This window comes from Actinomadura rubrisoli, from assembly GCF_004349215.1.
Classification (GTDB): Bacteria; Actinomycetota; Actinomycetes; order Streptosporangiales; family Streptosporangiaceae; genus Spirillospora; species Spirillospora rubrisoli.
In genome coordinates, this window is record NZ_SMKU01000217.1 from 1 (window position 1) to 15,702 (window position 15,702).

The window sequence follows — 15,702 nt, forward strand, 5'->3', positions numbered from 1 at the left end:
CCGCCCCCGCCCGACCTGCACGCCATCGGAACCGCCGAGAAGGAGGGGAAGACATGACCGATCCCATCGACCCGCGCGTCCTGTCACCGGACCAGGCCAGGGCGCTGTTCCGCGCCGGGCTCCGCGTCACCACCGCCGGGTGGTGCGCGGGCTGGACGCAGGCGAACCTGATCGCCGTCCCGCGCGAGCAGGCTTATGACCTGCTGCTGTTCGCGCAGCGCAACCCCAAGCCGTGCCCCGTCCTGGACGTGACCGAGCCCGGCGAGGTGTCGGCGTCGCTGTTCGGCGGCGACCTGCGCACCGACCTGCCGGGCTATGTCGTGTACGAGCGGGGCGAGCCGGTCGCCGAGGTGCCCGACGTGACCGACTTCTGGCGGGACGACCTGGTCTGCTTCCTCCTCGGATGCAGCTTCACCTTCGAGGACGCGCTCCGCGAGGCGGGCGTGCCCGTCCGGCACATCGACCAGGGCGTCAACGTCCCGATGTACCGGACGAACCGGCCGTGCCGCCGCGCCGGGGACTTCGGCGGCCCGCTGGTGGTGTCGATGCGCCCGGTCCCCGCCGCGCAGGTGGCGGACGCGGTCCGGGTGACGTCCCGCTACCCGTCCGTCCACGGCGCTCCCGTCCACGTCGGCGACCCGCTGGAACTCGGCATCGCCGACCTCGCCGAGCCCGACTTCGGCGACCCGGTCGAGGTCCGCGTGGACGAGGTCCCGATGTTCTGGGCGTGCGGGGTGACGCCGCAGGCCGCCGTGATGGCGTCCCGGCCGAAGCTCGCCATCGGGCACGCCCCCGGCCACATGGCGATCACCGACGCCCGCGACACCCGCTACATCGTCCCCTGACGGCAGGGCCAGGGGACGATGCGGCGCGAGCCGTGAGCGCGTGGGCTAGGAGCGCCGGCCGGGTTCGTTCACGATCTTCTGGTCCACGTTGGCGGACCAGCCGAGGACGGTGCCGGGCTTGGTGGTGATGCCCTTGTACAACTTCCGTGCGCGCACGGTCTCCTCCCTGCTGCCGAGGTAGCGGTACGTGGCGGGGTCCAGGATGATGCTGGCCCGCTCTCCGTATTCGTCCACCCGGGCGAACGCCACGCCGCGCCGGCCGGCCGCGTCCTGCACGCCGCGTTGCAGGACCACTCCGCGGATCTTCGGGAGCGCCCGGTAGATCGCGGCGCGGAGCTTGGGGGGCGAGGGGTCCTTCAGGATGCTGCTCATGGTCTCGAAGACGCTCTGCGGGCTGGTGGCGCCGGCCTGGGTGGGGTACCTCGACTTGAAGATGTGGCGCAGCAGCGCGTCCGGGTCCGTGGGGAGCGTGTCGTAGTTCCCCAGATGGAACAACGGCTTTCCCCCGACCTGAGAGTAACTGTCGCCTGGCGGGGGCTTCAAGTAGTCCATCACCCGCAGCTTGCCGCCGAAGTATGTGGCGTGGGCCGTTCCGTCCACACGCGTCCAGTTCTCAACGGTCTCGCGCTTGTTGACGTCGATGCCCTTCCACCAGGTGTTCATGTCGAACCCGGCCGCGATCACCGTGCGGTCGTAGACCCACTGCTTCGGCCCCGGCCGCTTGTACGGCTGCCGCTCGGCGGCCTGCGCGGCCCGGTCGCCGAGTTCGACGGCGCTGGCGAGCCGCACCTCGGGCAGCGGGCCGCCCGAGGGGGTTCCCGTCCCGGACCCGGCCACGGGAGGCGCCGCGGGTTCGGAACCGCCCGAGCCCTGCGCGACGATGACCCCCGCGGCGGCCACCGCCGCGAGCGCGGCGGGCAGCCCGGCCCGCACCATCACCCGCCTCCCGCCGAGCCGGTCGGCGAGCCGGGCGGGCCGGTACGCCCCGAGCCGGGCGACCGGACGCGGCGCGGGCGCGTCGGCGGCGGCCAGCTCCCGCAGGCGGCGCTGGATCGCGTCCTCGGTTTCGGCCGGCATCCCCGGCATCGAGCTCCGCATCTCCCTGACCATCGTGAGATCGTCCATCCCGTCACTTCTCCTCTGCCGTGGGATCGGTTGCCGTGGGATCGGTGTCGCCGAGCGCCGCGCGGATCTTGCGCCGGGCCCGGTGGAGCCGCGAGCGCACGGTGCCGACCGGCACGCCGAGCGCGTCCGCGATCTCCTCGTAGCTCAGCTCGGCCCAGGCGACCAGCAGCAGCACGTCGCGGTCGCGCCGGTGCAGGGCCGCCATCGCCCCCGCCAGGCGGCGCTCCTCGACTTCGGCGGTGACCCGCCGGACGACGGTCTCGGCCAGCGGCTCGGGCAGCGGGTCGAGCCCGGTCCGCCGCAGGGTCCGGTAGTACTTCTCCTCGGTGCGCCGATGCCCCGCGATGATGTTGGTCGCGATCCCGTACAGCCACGGCCGCGCCAAGGGCCGCGTCATGTCGTAGGAGTCGCGGCGGCGGAACGCGACGAAGAACGTCTCGGCGACGATGTCCTCGGCGGCCTGGGCCCCCAGCCGCCGCGCCGCGTAGTCGTAGATCCGGCGCCCGTAGCGCTCGAAGAGCGCCGAGAACCATTCCGGCTCGGTCAGCGACCGGCGGATCAGGCCCGCGTCGTCGAGCAGCTCCGCCGCGCTCGGGTCGATCGCCGCGGCGGTCACGGCGAGCCCGTGTGTCGGTGGGTCATGGCTTCCCTTCGTCTCGAATGAGCACTGGTTGTTGGGCGAAGGGGCCTCCACGGTTCACGGCGCCGCCGGCCTCGTCCTCGACCGCGCCGTCTCGGTCAAGTTCCGGACAGGAGCGATTCTCGCAATCGAGGCTCCGGAATGTCGCCGGAGGGAACGAACGGCGCACCGGGGTTCGAGGGCTGCCTCTGAGCGCGCTGATCTCACCTGCTAAGACGCCGGTCTCATCCATCGGATATCGATGTGGGGTTCTTCTACGCATTCACGGCGATTTACTCTAAGCTTCACTTAACTTTGCATATATCGACAAAATTGACTCGGTCCAGGGGCGAATGGCCGGATGGGGACATTATCCCGGGTTGTTATGCTCCTTTGTGGCACCTAACGTCTGAATCGCACGGGGCGTCCACCACAAATCGGCGCCCCGGCGGCCATGGCCGCAGATCGCGACCAGGCAATTCAGGGAGGAATCATGCATGTCTCGCGTGTACGCGTCCGATGGGCCGCGGCCCTGGCGGGAATGGCGGCGATGCTGCCGGCAGTGCCCGCCGCCGCGGAACCGGCGCCCCGCGAGCCCATCGGCGCCTACCTGCTCATGATGGTGCCGAACGACGGCCCGATCAGCGCGGCGACCCTGTGGTGCGGTCCCGCCGGAGGGACGCATGTCAGCGCGTCCCGGGCCTGTGATCAGCTGGCATCGGCCTCCGGCGAGGTCCGGCGGATCCCGGCGCGGACGGGACCGTGCACGCTGGCGCTGGCGCCCGTCCGCGTGACCGCGGACGGCACCTGGCGCGGCCGTCCGCGCCACTTCGCGCGGACCTATCCCAACAAGTGCATCGCCAGCAGGGACACCGGCGGAATTCTTTTCTGAACGCCTCATGAACCGCGGGCCGCTGGACCGGGCGGCGGGGCCCGGCCGGCGGCCTGCTCAAAAAGGAGGATTACATGATCGCCACCATATTGGCGGCCACAATGGCGCTTTCCGGAACGGTCGCGGCGCCGCAGGTTCTCGTCGAATATCAGCGTACGGGAGGTCTCGCCGGAGTGAATGACCGGGTGACCGTGGACAAGGCGGGAATGGCCGAGGTCAAGGCCGCCCGCTTCGCGCTGACCCCCCGGGAGCTCCGGGAGCTGCGCCGGGATCTGGCGCGGATCGGCACCCCGAGGTCGTCCGCGGGCGGCTGCCGCGTCGCCGACCACTTCACCTACACCCTCACCTACCGGGGCCGGAGCGCGTCCCGCTGCGAGGTGCCCCGCGACTGGCGCGCGGTGATCGCACGGCTGGACGGCCTGGCCGCGCGGGCCGCCTGACGTGACGGCGGCGCCGGCCGCTCCCTCTCGCCGGCGCCGGCGCCGCCGTCCGCTCGTCCGCGGGCCCGGTGTGCGGAGGGCCCGCGGACGAGCCCGAGGACGGCGCGCCGTCCTCGGGCGTTACGTCATCTGTCCTCGACGTCCCACCACAGCGCGGTGTCCGGGGGCAGCGCGACGCAGTCGCCATCGGCGCGCACCGGGCCGCTCGCGAGCAGCGTCGTGCCGTACGTGGGGACGCGGACGGTGCGGCCGCTCATGTTCACCGCGCACGCGACGGACCGGCGGGCGCCGCCGCCGGCGGTGGTCTCCCGGACGAAGAACAGCGTGCCGGGCGGCCCGACGAGCCAGCGCAGGCCGCCGTCGCCGAGCGCGGGATGCCCGCGGCGGACGCGCAGCGCCTCGCGGTACAGCGCGAGCATCGAACCCGGGTCGGCGGACTGCGCCGCGACGGTGAGGTCCCGCCAGGACGGGGGGATGGGCAGCCAGGACGCGGCGCCCGACCCGAACCCGAACGGCGGCTCCTCGCCCTCCCACGGCAGCGGGACGCGGCAGCCGTCCCGTCCGGAGCCGGCGCCGCGGGCGTGCTGCGGGTCCTGGAGGAACTCCTCCGGCAGGTCGAGGACCTCGGGCAGGCCCAGCTCCTCGCCCTGGTAGATGTACGCCGACCCGGGCAGCGCGAGCGTCAGCAGCGCCGCCGCGCGGGCGCGGCGCAGGCCCGCCTCGCCGCCGCCGTACCGGGTGACGTGCCGCTTCACGTCGTGGTTGGACAGCACCCACGTGGCGGGCGCGCCGACGGACTCCGCCGAGCGCAGCGACTCCTCGATCACCGCCCGCATCCCGGACGCGTCCCACGGCGCGGTGAGGTAGTGGAAGTTGAACGCCTGGTGCAGCTCGTCGGGACGGGTGTAGAGCGCGAGCCGTTCGAGGGTGGGCGCCCACGCCTCGGCGACGGCGATCCGCTCCCCGCCGTAGGAGTCGAGGAGCCGCCGCCACTCGCGGTGGACGTCGTGGACGGCGTCCTGGTCGAAGTACGGCAGGACGGCCGTCCCGAGCATCTCGACCTGGTCGGCGTGGCCGACGTCCGGCAGGCCCGGGGCTTTCACCAGGCCGTGCGCGACGTCCACGCGGAAGCCGTCCACGCCGAGGTCGAGCCAGAACCTCAGGATGCCGTCGAACTCGGCGCGGACCTCGGGGTTCTCCCAGTCCAGGTCGGGCTGCTCGGCGGCGAACAGGTGCAGGTACCACTGGCCGTCCGGCAGCCGCGTCCAGGCGGGGCCGCCGAACACCGACTCCCAGTCGTTCGGCGGCTCGGCGCCGTCCGGGCCCTGCCCGTCCCGGAAGACGTACCGGGCGCGCTCGGGGGACCCGGGCGGCGCCGCCAGCGCGGCCTGGAACCAGGCGTGCCGGTCGGAGGTGTGGTTGGGGACCACGTCCACGATGACGCGCAGGCCGCGTGCGTGGGCGTCCCCGATCAGCCCCCGCGCGTCGTCGAGGGTGCCGAACATCGGGTCGACGTCGCGGTGGTCGGCCACGTCGTACCCGAAGTCGGCCATCGGCGACACATAGAACGGCGTCAGCCACAGCGCGTCCACGCCGAGCCCGGCGAGGTAGGGCAGCCGGGACCTGATGCCCGGCAGGTCGCCGACGCCGTCCCCGCCCGAGTCGGCGAAGCTGCGCACGTACACCTGGTAGATGACGGCGTCGCGCCACCAGCGGGCGGCCTCGCCCGCGGGTCCGGTGTCTGCGGGCACGGCGAGGATGTCCTGCGTCATGAACGTCCTTCGTTGTCGGGAGCTGTCAGGGACTATTTCACCCCGCCCGCGGTGAGCCCGGCGACGATTCGGCGCTGGAAGGCCAGCACGACGGCGATCAGCGGGACGGTGACGACCACGCCGGCCGCCATCTGCGTGCCGAACGGCTGGTCGAAGCCGGACACGCCGGTGAACTTGGAGATGGCCACGGTGGCGGTCTGCATCTCCCTCTTGTTCACCATCGACAGCGCGATGAGGTACTCGTTCCACGCGGCGATGAAGGTGAGGATCGCCGTGGTGAACACCCCGGGCGCCGCCAGCGGCACGATGACCTTGCGGAACGCCTGGCCGCGGGTGCAGCCGTCCACCATGGCGGCATGCTCCAGCTCGAACGGGAGCTGCCGGAAGAACGCGGTGAGCAGCCACACCGACAGCGGCAGCGCGAAGCCGAGGCTGGGCAGGACCATCGCCTGGTAGGTGTTGATCCACTTGAGGTCGGTGAACAGCTTCAGCAGCGGGACGAGCTGGGAGATCCCCGGGAACATCGAGGTCGCGACGATCAGCCCGAGCACCGCGTTCTTGAACGGGAAGTCCAGCCGCGCCAGCGCGTAGGCGGTGAAGATCCCGATGACCAGCGTCAGGACGGTCGTGCAGCCCGCCACGACGACGCTGTTGAGCAGGGCGCGCCCGAAGCCGCTGTCGCCGGAGAAGACCGCGGAGAAGTTCTCCCACGACCACCGCGACGGGAGCGGCGAGTTGTCGAACTGGTCCTGCGGGCGCCGGAACGCCGAGATCGCCATCCAGTAGAACGGCGCGAGGCAGTACGCCGCCACCGCCGCGACGCCCAGGTAGGACAGCGCGCGCCGCGTCGTGGACCCGGTCATGCGGCCACCCCCTTGCGCTTCCCGCGCGGACGCCCGGCCTGCCGGCGGGCCTCGCCGATGATGTCGGCGCCGAGCAGCTTGACGAACAGGTAGGCGATCAGGGCGATGTAGAGGAACAGCACCGTCGCGTACGCCGCGGCGGACCCGTACCGCAGGTTGGACGCCTCGAACCACGCGACCATCGTGAGGGTCTCCACAGACCGCTGGTTCACGCCGATCAGCACGGCGGGCAGGTCGAACATCCGCAGCACGTCCAGCATGCGGAACAGCACCGCCACCAGCAGCGCGGGCTTGACCAGCGGCAGCGTGATCCACCAGAACCGCTGGACGGCGCCGGCGCCGTCCACCCGCGCCGCCTCGTGCACGTCGCGGGGGATCATCTGCAGCCCGGCCAGCACAAGCAGGCCGATGAACGGGGAGGTCTTCCACACCTCGGCGATGATCACGGCCGCCTTGGCGGGGAAGCCGCCCGCGGTCCACAGGATCTCCTGGCGCAGCAGCGCGTTCGCGGCGCCGTCCGCCTGGAAGACCCACCGCCACAGCAGGCCGGAGACCGCCGTCGGGATCGCCCACGGGACGAGGATGCTCGCCCGCACCAGCGCCCGCCCCCGGAACGCCTGATGCATGATCAGCGCCATGCCCACGCCGATCACCGTCTCCAGCACGACCGTGGTCACGGTGAAGAACGTGGTGTTGGCGAAGGCGTTCCAGAACGCGTCGGACCGGTCCCCGGTGAAGATCGCGGTGTAGTTGTCGAGGCCGGCGAACCGCTCGCCCTCCACCACGAACCCGTCGGCGTCCAGACCCTGGCCGCGCGTGAACAGCGACTCGCGGAACCCGGCGAGCACCGGATAGCCGATCACCAGCGCGAGGACGAGCAGGGTGGGGGACAGCAGCAGCGCCGCGAGCCGTCTCGTGCTCCGCGCGTCCCCCCTGTTGTCGGGGGGCGCCTCCGCCGCGGCGGGGGCCGCGGCGTCCGGCGTGTCGTCGTACGTCGTCATGTCGATCATTGTGTGATCATGGAACGCCGTGCGGTCAATGGTCGGGGCCCCTTCCGCGGGCCCAGGCCGGACGCCGATCAGCCTTCGGCGGGCAGGCCGTCGCTCGGGCCGTCCGTGGGGCCGTCCGTCGGCGGGTCGGTGGGCGGGTCGGTGGGCGGCGGCCCGGCCGGGGCCTTCACCCGGACGAACGTCGGCAGGCCCGGCAGGTTCTGGTGGATGACGAGACGGGCCGTCCCGCCGGGGCCGTCCGGCGACTCCTTCCAGACGGAGATCGTGCAGCCGTCCTCGGTGCCGGCCAGCCGCTTCCGCTCGCAGTCGCCCGCGTCGTGCGCGAGGCCCGCGGCGGGGCCGCCCGCGAACTCGATCGCGCCGATCACCAGCGGGGCGGAGCCGGTGCTGATGACGCGCACCTCCCGGGCGCAGCGGTCCTCCCGCTCCGGGCAGTCCAGGGCGACGGACGCGGGCACCACGCGGATCGCGGGGCCGGACGCGGCGGGCGGGGGGTCGTCGCCGCTCCCGCCGCTCCCGCCGCCGACGTCGCCGGGAAGGGGGAAGTGCGGCTTGCCGTCGGTGGTGACGTCCACGACCGTGAACCCGCCGTAGGTGACGGCGAGGGCCATGACGGTCACCAGCACGCCCACGCTCACGCGCAGCGGCTGGTGCCGTCCGGCGACGCTGATGAGCGGGGCGATTGCCGCTCCCGCCGCGGCCGCCGCGAGTGCCAGTTCGGGCGAGGCGGTCAGCCGCTTGGTCGCCAGCGTGCTGATGATCGAACAGCAGACGGCGCCGAGCATCGCCAGCGCCACAGGCCCCGATGCCTGCTGCTGCGTCCGTTGCGGAGGTGCCATGAGTGTCTCCCTCACCATGGCCGGGGGGCGCCAGGTCTCGTCTCCGGGCTGGGCCGGGGCGCCCCGGGTACCCACTGAGATGGAGGGCGCCGGGCCGCGGTTCTGATGCCGCCGTCACCGTCCGGATCCGGACAGCGACCGTCCGGTCGCGATCTTCTGAACCCTTCGGGGGCCCTCCTCCGTGTTCACCGGTGACACATCCGGCCACTATCATTCACGACTCGAATGATTCGAAGATAGAGTGATTTCGAACGCAACCGGGCGGCCCGGTCCCTACGTACCAGGGGTGACCGCCCAGCCGAGGAAGGGGAGCGATGCGCGAGCAGGGCATCGATCACGACGACATCGCGGAGGCCGACCTGAGGACGCGGCGCGGCGTCTTCCGCGCCGTCGCGTTCCGGGACCCGGTGGACGGGCACGAGCACATGGCCCTGGTCCGGGGGGACGTCGGGGGCCGCGAGGGCGTCCTCGTCCGCACGCACTCCGAGTGCATGACGGGCGACATCTTCGGCGCGACGCGCTGCGAGTGCGGGGACCAGCTCGGCGCGGCGCTGGACGCGATCGTCCGCGAGGGCGCCGGGGTGCTGGTGTACCTGCGCGGGCACGAGGGGCGCGGGATCGGCCTGGTCGCCAAGATCCGCACCCACGTCCTCCAGGACGACCAGGGCCTGGACACCGTGGACTCCGCCACCGTGATCGGCCTCCCCGTCGACGTGCGGGACTACGGCCCGGCCGCGCGCGTCCTGCGCCACCTCCGGGTCCGGTCGGTGCGGCTGATGTCGAACAACCCGGCCAAGGTCAGCGCCCTGGAGTCGTACGGGATCGACGTCGCGGAGCGGATCCCCCTGCTCGTCCCGGTCAGCGACGACAACCTCCGGTACCTCACCGCCAAGCGCGACCGGCTCGGCCACGACCTGCCGCAGGTCGGCGAGGCCGCCGCGCGCCGCATGGACGAGGTGCCCGGATGACCACGGCCCGGGAACTGGGCCTGGCGCTCGCCGCGCAGGCCGCGCTGCTGGCGGCGCTGCGGCCGGGACCGCCGGGCTGGGCGGCCGGGGCCGTCTTCGCGGCCCTGGCTTGGAGCGTTCTCACGGCGGCCTTCCGGCACCGCCGCGTGCTCGGGCCCGCCGACCACGTCACGCTGGTCCGGGTCGTCCTGGTCGGCGGCGTGACGGCCCTGGTGGCCGGTCACCTGGCGACGGGCGGCGGCCCGGTCGCGGTGCTCGTCGCGACCGCCGCCGCGGCGCTCGTCCTGGACGGGGTGGACGGCCGCGTCGCCCGCCGCACCGGTACGGCGTCCGAGGCCGGCGCCCGGTTCGACATGGAGGTGGACGCCTTCCTGATCCTGGTGCTGAGCGTGCAGGTCGCCGCGTCCGCCGGGCCGTGGGTCCTGGCGATCGGCGGGATGCGCTACGCGTTCGCCGCCGCGTCCTGGACGGCGCCGTGGCTGCGCGCGCCGCTGCCGGACAGCCTCGCCCGCAAGACCGTCGCGGTGGTGCAGGGGGTCGTCCTGGCCGTGGCCGCCGCGGAGGTCGTCCCGCACGCGGAGCTCGCGGTCGCGGCGGCGCTGGGCCTGCTCGCGTGGTCGTTCGGGCGTGACATCGTCTGGCTGGCCGCGCTACGGCGGGGGAACCCGCAGGGGAGGAGGGCCGATGGAGCGCGACGCCCGCGCGTTCTGGATCCGGTCACCAGGTGAGGGGGAGATCCGCTCGGAGGAGCTGCCCGAGCCGGGCCCGGGCGAGGTCCTGGTCAGGACGGTCTGCTCCGGCGTCAGCCGGGGGACGGAGGCGCTGGTGTTCCGCGGCCGTGTCCCCGCGAGCCAGCACGAGGTGATGCGCGCCCCGTTCCAGGCGGGGGCCTTCCCCGGGCCGGTCAAGTACGGCTACCTGAACGTGGGCGTCGTCGAGCACGGCCCGTCCGGCCTGCTCGGCCGTCCGGTCTTCTGCCTCTACCCGCACCAGACCCGGTACGTCGTCCCCGCGAGCGCGGTCAGCCCCGTCCCGGACGGGGTGCCGCCGGAGCGCGCCGTCCTGGCCGGGACGGTCGAGACCGCGGTGAACGCCCTGTGGGACGCGGCGCCCCTCGTCGGCGACCGCGTCGCCGTGGTCGGCGCCGGGATGGTCGGCTGCGCCGTCGCCGGGGTCCTGGCCGGGTTGCCCGGGACGTCCGTCCAGCTCGTCGACACCGACCCGGCCCGCGCCCGCATCGCCCGGACGCTCGGCGTCGCCTTCGCCTCCCCGGACCAGGCCGAGGCCGACCGCGACCTGGTGATCCACGCCAGCGCCACCGAGGCGGGCCTGGCGCGCTCCCTGGAGCTGCTCGCGCCGGAGGGGGAGGTCATCGAGCTGAGCTGGTACGGCGACCGGCGGATCGCCGTCCCGCTGGGGGAGGGCTTCCACTCGCGGCGCCTCGCCATCCGCGCCAGCCAGGTCGGCACGATCTCGCCCCGCCGGGGACGGCGCACCTTCGCCGACCGGATCGCCCTCGCGCTCCGCCTGCTCGCCGACCCCGCGTTCGACGCGCTGATCACCGGGGAGAGCCCCTTCGAGGAGCTGCCGCGCGTCATGCCCCGCCTCGCGGACGGGGACCTGCCCGCCCTGTGCCACCGCATCGCCTACTGAGGAGGACCCGGAGTGTTCGGCATCACCGTCCGCGACCACGTCATGATCGCGCACAGCTTCCGCGGGGAGGTCTTCGGCCCGGCGCAGCGCCTGCACGGCGCCACCTTCGTCGTGGACGCCACGTTCCGCCGCGCCGAGCTCGACGCCGACAACATCGTCGTGGACATCGGCCTGGCCACCCGCGAGCTGGGCGAGGTCCTGGCCGGGCTGAACTACCGCAACCTGGACGACGAACCCGCGTTCGCCGGGACCAACACCTCGACCGAATACCTCGCGAAGGTCATCGCCGACCGCCTCGCCGACCGGATCCACGCCGGCGCCCTAGGCGACAACGCACGCGGCCTGTCGGAGCTCACCGTGACACTGCACGAGTCGCACGTCGCCTGGGCAAGCTACGAGCGCCCCCTATGACCCCCCTGAACCCCCAGGCCGCGTCCGCCGCCGCTGCGGGCGACATGGCCGAGGGCGGGGCGGCTGTGGACGAGGTGTGCTTCGTCGTGCCCGGTGACATCGACGACGTGTCGGCCCCCAGCGGCGGCAACGTCTACGATCGGCGGCTGTGCCAGGGGCTCGCGGCGGCGGGACGGCCCGTCCGCGAACTGGCCGTGCCGGGGACCTGGCCGCGCCCGGGCGCCTCCGCCCGGACCGGGCTCGGCCGCGCCCTCGCCGGGCTGCCCGACGGCGCCGTCGTCCTCCTGGACGGGCTCGTGGCCTGCGGCGTCCCGGAGATCGTCGTCCCGCATGCCGGGCGGTTGAGGCTCGCGGTCCTCGTTCACCTCCCGCTGGCGGACGAGACGGGTCTGGCGCCGGAGACGGCCGCGGACCTCGACGCGCGCGAGCGGGCGACGCTCCACGCCGCAGGCGCCGTCGTGGCGACGAGCCCGTGGGCCAGGCGACGCCTCATCGACCACCACGGCCTCCCCTCGGGCCGCGTCCACGCCGTCACGCCGGGAACCGATCCGGCGCCCCTCGCGTCCGGCACCGACGGGGCGTCCCGCCTGCTGTGCGTGGCGTCGGTGACCCCGCGCAAAGGCCACGACCTGCTCGCCGAGGCGCTCGCCGCCGTCGCCCATCTGCCCTGGACCTGCGAGTGCGCCGGCCCCCTCGACCGCGACCCCGCCCACGTCACCCGCGTGCGCCGGCTGCTCGGACGGCACCGCATCGGCGACCGCGTCCACCTCGACGGCCCCAAGACCGGCGGGCGCCTCGCCGCCTCCTACGCCGCCGCCGACCTCCTCGTCCTGCCGTCCCGCGCCGAGACCTACGGCATGGTCGTCACCGAGGCGCTCGCGCGCGGCGTCCCCGTCCTGGCGACGGCCGTGGACGGCGTCCCGGACACCCTGGGGCGCGACGCGGGCCTCCTCGTCCCGCCCGGCGACCCCGCCGCGCTCGCGGCCGCGCTCCGGCGCTGGCTGGTCGAACCCGATCTCCGCAGCCGCCTGCGCGCGGCCGCTCGGCGGCGGCGCGGCGCGCTCGGCGGCTGGGACGCGACCGCGCGCGGCGTGGCCGCCGTCCTCGACGGGCTCCGCCGGGAGGCGCGATGACCGGATTCGACCCGGAATGGCTGGAGCTGCGCGAGAGCGCCGACGCCGAGGCCCGTGCCGCCGACCTCCTCGCCCCGCTCCAGGAGGCGCTGCCCGCCCGGGGGCCGCTGATCATCTGGGACCTCGGCTGCGGCACCGGCTCCCTCGGCCGCTGGCTGGCCCCCCGCCTGCCGAACCCGCAGCACTGGATCCTGTACGACGACGACCCGGCCCTCCTCGCCAAGGCCCGCGTCCCCGCGTCCTTCGAGACCCGCGCGGGCGACCTCGCCGCCCTCCGCGCCGCCGACCTCGCGGGCGCCTCCCTCGTCACCGCGTCCGCGCTCCTCGACGTCCTCACGCCCGCACGGGTGGACGGCCTCGCCGCCGCGATCACCGCCGCGCGCCTCCCGGCCCTGCTGACCCTGTCCGTCACCGGCCGCGTCCGGCTGTCCCCGCCCGACCCCCTCGACGCCGACCTCGCCGCCGCCTTCGACGCCCACCAGCGCCGCGGCGGCCTCCTCGGCCCCGACGCCGTCGCCGCCGCGTCCGAGGCGTTCGGACGGCGCGGCGCCGACGTCCGGACCCGTCCCAGCCCCTGGCGGCTCGGCCCCGACCGGCCCGCGCTGACCGCCGCGTGGCTGCACGGCTGGGTCGCCGCCGCCGTCGAGCAGCGCCCCGACCTCGGGCCCGCCGCCGACGGCTACCTCCGCCGCCGCGCGGGCGACCTGCACATCGCCGACCTGCACGTCGAAGTCGCCCACGCCGACCTGCTCGCACTTCCCGGGGAGAGCATGTGACCCGCAAGCCCTGGCCCTGGCTGCGCCTGCTCATCGGGCTCGGCATCCTCGCCGCGCTCCTGTGGTGGCACAGCACCGCCGCGTTCGCGGACGCCCTCCGCGCCGTCGACGGCCCGTCGCTGTCGGCCGCCCTCGCGATCGGCCTGCTGACCACCGTCCTGAGCGCCGCCCGGTGGCGTGTCGTGGCGCGCCGCCTCGGCCTCCGGCTCTCCCTCGGCAAGGCCGTCACCGACTACTACCGCTCGCAGTTCCTCAACGCCGTGCTGCCCGCCGGCGTCCTCGGCGACGTCCACCGCGCGGTGAGCCACGGCCACCGCTCCGGCGACGTCGGACGCGGCGTCCGCGCCGTCGTGCTCGAACGCGCCGCGGGCCAGGCCGTCCTCATCGCCGCCGGGCTGGTGGTCCTGCTCACCCGTCCCGCGCTCCTGCCGGCCCTCACCCCCGCGCTGATCCCCGCCACGGTCGTGCTGAGCCTGCTGGCGGGCGCGCTCGTCCTCGTCCGCCGCCGCACCCTGGACCTCAGGCCCGTCCTGGACGCCTGGCCGTCCCTGGCGTCCCTGTCCGCCGGGGCGCTGGCCGGGCACGTCACCCTGTTCCTGATCGCGGCGCGCCTCGCGGGCGCCACCGCCCCGCTCGCCGACCTCGTCCCGCTCGTCCTGCTCGCGCTGCTGGTCATGGCGCTGCCGCTGAACGTCGGCGGCTGGGGGCCCCGCGAGGCCGTCCTGTCCCTGGCGTTCGGCGCCGCGGGCCTCGGCTCAGCGCAGGGCCTGACCGTCTCCGTCGTGTACGGGGTGCTCACCTTCGTCGCGAGCCTCCCCGGCGCCGCGACCCTGCTGCTGAAGGACGGCCAGGCAGTCCCCGAACGACCCGACGAGGCTCGCCAGGACGTCCCGGCCCTTGCCGGCCGAGGCCAGTGACGGCCGCCCGACGACCCCCGACCGCGTGTAGGGCCCCATTCCCACCGTGAGCAGGTGCCGCCGGTCGTCGGCGAGATGGTCGGCGCCGGCGTACCCGTCCCGCACCACCTCGGGGCGGGCGTGCAGCAGGATCGAGGTCTCCAGCTCCCCGGCGTGCATGTCGCCGTCGGCCGTGGTCTCGATGCCCGCCGCGTCCCGCGCCGCGTCCCAGTCACCGGGGCCCGGGAACAGCGCCATGCTCCCTCCGGCCTCCTGGACGACGTTCCCGAGCACATAGTTGCCCCCGTGCCCGTTCACCAGCACCAGCCTCGGCACACCGGCACGCCGCAGCGACCCCGCGACGTCCGTCACGACCGCGGCCAGCGTCACCGCCGAGATGCTCACCGTCCCGGGCCAGTCCGCGTGCTCGTGCGAGCACGAGATCGTCACCGGCGGCAGCAGCCGCACCGGATGGCAGGCCGCGACCTCCCGCGCGATCGTGCAGGCGATGATCGTGTCCGTCGCCAGCGGCAGGAAGGGCCCGTGCTGCTCGTGGCTGCCGACCGGCAGCACCGCCACCGGGACGTCCGGCTCCTCGCGGCTGGTGTTCAGGGGAAGCATGCCGCCCACCCTGCCACCTCACCAGCAGCATCGCGCCCGCCAGCAGCCCGGCGGCGACCAGCCCGTCCGTCCAGTAGTGGTTCGCCGTCACGACCACCACGAGCACCGTGACCGGGGCGTGCAGCGCGACGACCCACCGCCACCGGCTCCGCGACACCCGCACCACCGTGACCGCGACCAGCAGCGCCCACCCGATGTGCAGCGACGGCATCGCCGCGTACTGGTTGGCGACCCCGTCCGCCGCCGCCGGGTAGGCCGACGGCCCCACGGTCAGCATCGTGTCGACGGCCCCCAGCCCGGCCAGCCGGGGCGGCGCCAGCGGGAACATCACGTGGACGGCCAGCCCGGCCGCCGTGAGCAGCACCAGCTCGTTCCGCACCCGCCGATAGGAGCCGCGGTGCCGCGCGTACAACCAGATCAGCAGCAGCGCCGTCCCCGGAAAGTGCACGGACACGTAGTACAGGTTCGCCAGGAACGCCGTGTGGTCCCACCCGAGCGCCCAATGCTGCAGGCTCATCTCGTTCGGCAGCCACGACCGCTCGAACCCCCACAGCGCCTTCGCGTTCGCGAGCGCCTCACCCGGCCCGCTCTCGAAGAGCGTCCGCCCCCACTTGTAGAACGAGAACAGCACCAGCAACAGCGCCACCTCGGTCGCCAACGGCCGCGCCGACCGCAGCGCCCACCCCCCGCGGATGCGGATCACATCGTTCGCCATGCTGTCCTCCGTGCCGGTGTACCGTCCTATGACAACCCTCGCCACTGACAGTTCGCCGGGCACTGGTCCCAGCCACCCTCTTCAGGGAGGCCAGTCCCACACCCCATGGTGGAGCTAACCCCAC

General features: G+C 74.0%; 16 protein-coding genes and 2 pseudogenes. 10 read left to right on the forward strand and 8 right to left on the reverse strand.

Going from position 1 to position 15,702, the window contains the following annotated elements:
• The first annotated feature begins 53 nt into the window (after positions 1-53).
• Positions 54-845, forward strand: a complete 792-nt coding sequence (locus E1298_RS31115) for a putative hydro-lyase (RefSeq protein WP_131899594.1) — start codon at positions 54-56, stop codon at positions 843-845.
• A gap of 45 nt (positions 846-890) precedes the next feature.
• Here E1298_RS31115 and E1298_RS31120 read toward each other — a convergent pair whose 3' ends face one another.
• Together E1298_RS31120 and E1298_RS31125 are read right to left on the reverse strand one after the other, a co-directional pair.
• Positions 891-1,970 (reverse strand): CU044_5270 family protein, encoded by a 1,080-nt coding sequence (locus E1298_RS31120; RefSeq protein WP_131899596.1) that lies wholly within the window; start codon positions 1,968-1,970, stop codon positions 891-893.
• Between the two features lie 4 nt (positions 1,971-1,974).
• On the reverse strand, positions 1,975-2,586 hold the full coding sequence (locus E1298_RS31125) for an RNA polymerase sigma factor (RefSeq protein ID WP_165975754.1): 612 nt from the start codon (positions 2,584-2,586) through the stop codon (positions 1,975-1,977).
• 496 nt (positions 2,587-3,082) lie between these two features.
• On the opposite strand from E1298_RS31125, the gene E1298_RS31130 reads away from it, so the two are divergent.
• Both E1298_RS31130 and E1298_RS31135 read left to right on the forward strand, forming a co-directional pair.
• Positions 3,083-3,481, forward strand: coding sequence for an SSI family serine proteinase inhibitor (locus E1298_RS31130; protein WP_165975755.1), 399 nt, complete (start codon positions 3,083-3,085; stop codon positions 3,479-3,481).
• Positions 3,482-3,555: 74 nt separating this feature from the next.
• A complete protein-coding gene (locus tag E1298_RS31135; protein WP_131899600.1) occupies positions 3,556-3,921 on the forward strand; it encodes a hypothetical protein in 366 nt (121 codons plus the stop codon).
• A gap of 125 nt (positions 3,922-4,046) precedes the next feature.
• On the opposite strand, the gene E1298_RS31140 is transcribed toward E1298_RS31135, so the two are convergent.
• From E1298_RS31140 to E1298_RS31155, 4 genes are all read right to left on the reverse strand, one after another.
• Entirely contained in the window at positions 4,047-5,693 is a 1,647-nt protein-coding gene (locus tag E1298_RS31140) for a glycoside hydrolase family 13 protein (protein ID WP_131899602.1), read from the reverse strand.
• A 32-nt stretch (positions 5,694-5,725) separates the two neighbouring features.
• The gene (locus E1298_RS31145) at positions 5,726-6,556 is read right to left on the reverse strand and encodes a carbohydrate ABC transporter permease (RefSeq protein ID WP_131899604.1); all 831 of its coding nucleotides are present in this window, start codon (positions 6,554-6,556) and stop codon (positions 5,726-5,728) included.
• Complete coding sequence (locus E1298_RS31150; protein ID WP_131899606.1) at positions 6,553-7,557, reverse strand: carbohydrate ABC transporter permease; 1,005 nt, start codon at positions 7,555-7,557, stop codon at positions 6,553-6,555. The genes E1298_RS31145 and E1298_RS31150 overlap by 4 nt, the downstream gene beginning before the upstream one ends.
• Before the next feature lie 77 nt (positions 7,558-7,634).
• Positions 7,635-8,405, reverse strand: coding sequence for a hypothetical protein (locus tag E1298_RS31155; RefSeq protein WP_131899608.1), 771 nt, complete (start codon positions 8,403-8,405; stop codon positions 7,635-7,637).
• 314 nt (positions 8,406-8,719) lie between these two features.
• Between E1298_RS31155 and E1298_RS31160 the strand changes: the two genes are divergently transcribed.
• The 7 genes and pseudogenes from E1298_RS31160 to E1298_RS31190 all read left to right on the forward strand — a co-directional run.
• Positions 8,720-9,373 (forward strand): GTP cyclohydrolase II, encoded by a 654-nt coding sequence (locus E1298_RS31160; RefSeq protein ID WP_131899610.1) that lies wholly within the window; start codon positions 8,720-8,722, stop codon positions 9,371-9,373.
• Positions 9,370-10,101 (forward strand): CDP-alcohol phosphatidyltransferase family protein, encoded by a 732-nt coding sequence (locus E1298_RS31165; RefSeq protein WP_131899612.1) that lies wholly within the window; start codon positions 9,370-9,372, stop codon positions 10,099-10,101. The genes E1298_RS31160 and E1298_RS31165 overlap by 4 nt, the downstream gene beginning before the upstream one ends.
• Positions 10,058-11,026 (forward strand): zinc-dependent alcohol dehydrogenase, encoded by a 969-nt coding sequence (locus E1298_RS31170; RefSeq protein WP_131899614.1) that lies wholly within the window; start codon positions 10,058-10,060, stop codon positions 11,024-11,026. Before E1298_RS31165 ends, E1298_RS31170 begins: the two co-directional genes overlap by 44 nt.
• A 12-nt stretch (positions 11,027-11,038) precedes the next feature.
• A complete protein-coding gene (locus tag E1298_RS31175) occupies positions 11,039-11,437 on the forward strand; it encodes a 6-pyruvoyl trahydropterin synthase family protein (protein WP_131899616.1) in 399 nt (132 codons plus the stop codon).
• Complete coding sequence (locus E1298_RS31180; RefSeq protein WP_131899618.1) at positions 11,434-12,570, forward strand: glycosyltransferase family 4 protein; 1,137 nt, start codon at positions 11,434-11,436, stop codon at positions 12,568-12,570. The genes E1298_RS31175 and E1298_RS31180 overlap by 4 nt, the downstream gene beginning before the upstream one ends.
• Entirely contained in the window at positions 12,567-13,346 is a 780-nt protein-coding gene (locus tag E1298_RS31185; RefSeq protein WP_131899620.1) for a class I SAM-dependent methyltransferase, read from the forward strand. Before E1298_RS31180 ends, E1298_RS31185 begins: the two co-directional genes overlap by 4 nt.
• Positions 13,343-14,107 (forward strand): annotated as a pseudogene (locus E1298_RS31190) (lysylphosphatidylglycerol synthase transmembrane domain-containing protein); the annotation flags it as partial. The gene E1298_RS31185 and the pseudogene E1298_RS31190, both read left to right, overlap by 4 nt.
• On the opposite strand, the gene E1298_RS31195 reads toward E1298_RS31190, so the two are convergent.
• Both E1298_RS31195 and E1298_RS51905 read right to left on the reverse strand, forming a co-directional pair.
• Entirely contained in the window at positions 14,102-14,863 is a 762-nt protein-coding gene (locus E1298_RS31195) for a creatininase family protein (protein ID WP_131899622.1), read from the reverse strand. The pseudogene E1298_RS31190 and the gene E1298_RS31195 overlap by 6 nt on opposite strands.
• A gap of 85 nt (positions 14,864-14,948) precedes the next feature.
• A pseudogene (locus E1298_RS51905) lies at positions 14,949-15,578 on the reverse strand (phosphatase PAP2 family protein); the annotation flags it as partial.
• Between the last annotated feature and the right edge of the window lie 124 nt (positions 15,579-15,702).

What these genes read in the sequence shown, in the direction of transcription:
- E1298_RS31115 (WP_131899594.1), top strand. Translation starts at nt 54, where the DNA reads ATGACCGATCCCATCGACCCGCGCGTCCTGTCACCGGACCAGGCCAGG.
- E1298_RS31120 (WP_131899596.1), bottom strand. Translation starts at nt 1,970, where the DNA reads ATGGACGATCTCACGATGGTCAGGGAGATGCGGAGCTCGATGCCGGGG.
- E1298_RS31130 (WP_165975755.1), top strand. Translation starts at nt 3,083, where the DNA reads ATGCATGTCTCGCGTGTACGCGTCCGATGGGCCGCGGCCCTGGCGGGA.
- E1298_RS31135 (WP_131899600.1), top strand. Translation starts at nt 3,556, where the DNA reads ATGATCGCCACCATATTGGCGGCCACAATGGCGCTTTCCGGAACGGTC.
- E1298_RS31140 (WP_131899602.1), bottom strand. Translation starts at nt 5,693, where the DNA reads ATGACGCAGGACATCCTCGCCGTGCCCGCAGACACCGGACCCGCGGGC.
- E1298_RS31145 (WP_131899604.1), bottom strand. Translation starts at nt 6,556, where the DNA reads ATGACCGGGTCCACGACGCGGCGCGCGCTGTCCTACCTGGGCGTCGCG.
- E1298_RS31150 (WP_131899606.1), bottom strand. Translation starts at nt 7,557, where the DNA reads ATGACGACGTACGACGACACGCCGGACGCCGCGGCCCCCGCCGCGGCG.
- E1298_RS31155 (WP_131899608.1), bottom strand. Translation starts at nt 8,405, where the DNA reads ATGGCACCTCCGCAACGGACGCAGCAGCAGGCATCGGGGCCTGTGGCG.
- E1298_RS31160 (WP_131899610.1), top strand. Translation starts at nt 8,720, where the DNA reads ATGCGCGAGCAGGGCATCGATCACGACGACATCGCGGAGGCCGACCTG.
- E1298_RS31165 (WP_131899612.1), top strand. Translation starts at nt 9,370, where the DNA reads ATGACCACGGCCCGGGAACTGGGCCTGGCGCTCGCCGCGCAGGCCGCG.
- E1298_RS31170 (WP_131899614.1), top strand. Translation starts at nt 10,058, where the DNA reads ATGGAGCGCGACGCCCGCGCGTTCTGGATCCGGTCACCAGGTGAGGGG.
- E1298_RS31180 (WP_131899618.1), top strand. Translation starts at nt 11,434, where the DNA reads ATGACCCCCCTGAACCCCCAGGCCGCGTCCGCCGCCGCTGCGGGCGAC.
- E1298_RS31185 (WP_131899620.1), top strand. Translation starts at nt 12,567, where the DNA reads ATGACCGGATTCGACCCGGAATGGCTGGAGCTGCGCGAGAGCGCCGAC.
- E1298_RS31195 (WP_131899622.1), bottom strand. Translation starts at nt 14,863, where the DNA reads ATGCTTCCCCTGAACACCAGCCGCGAGGAGCCGGACGTCCCGGTGGCG.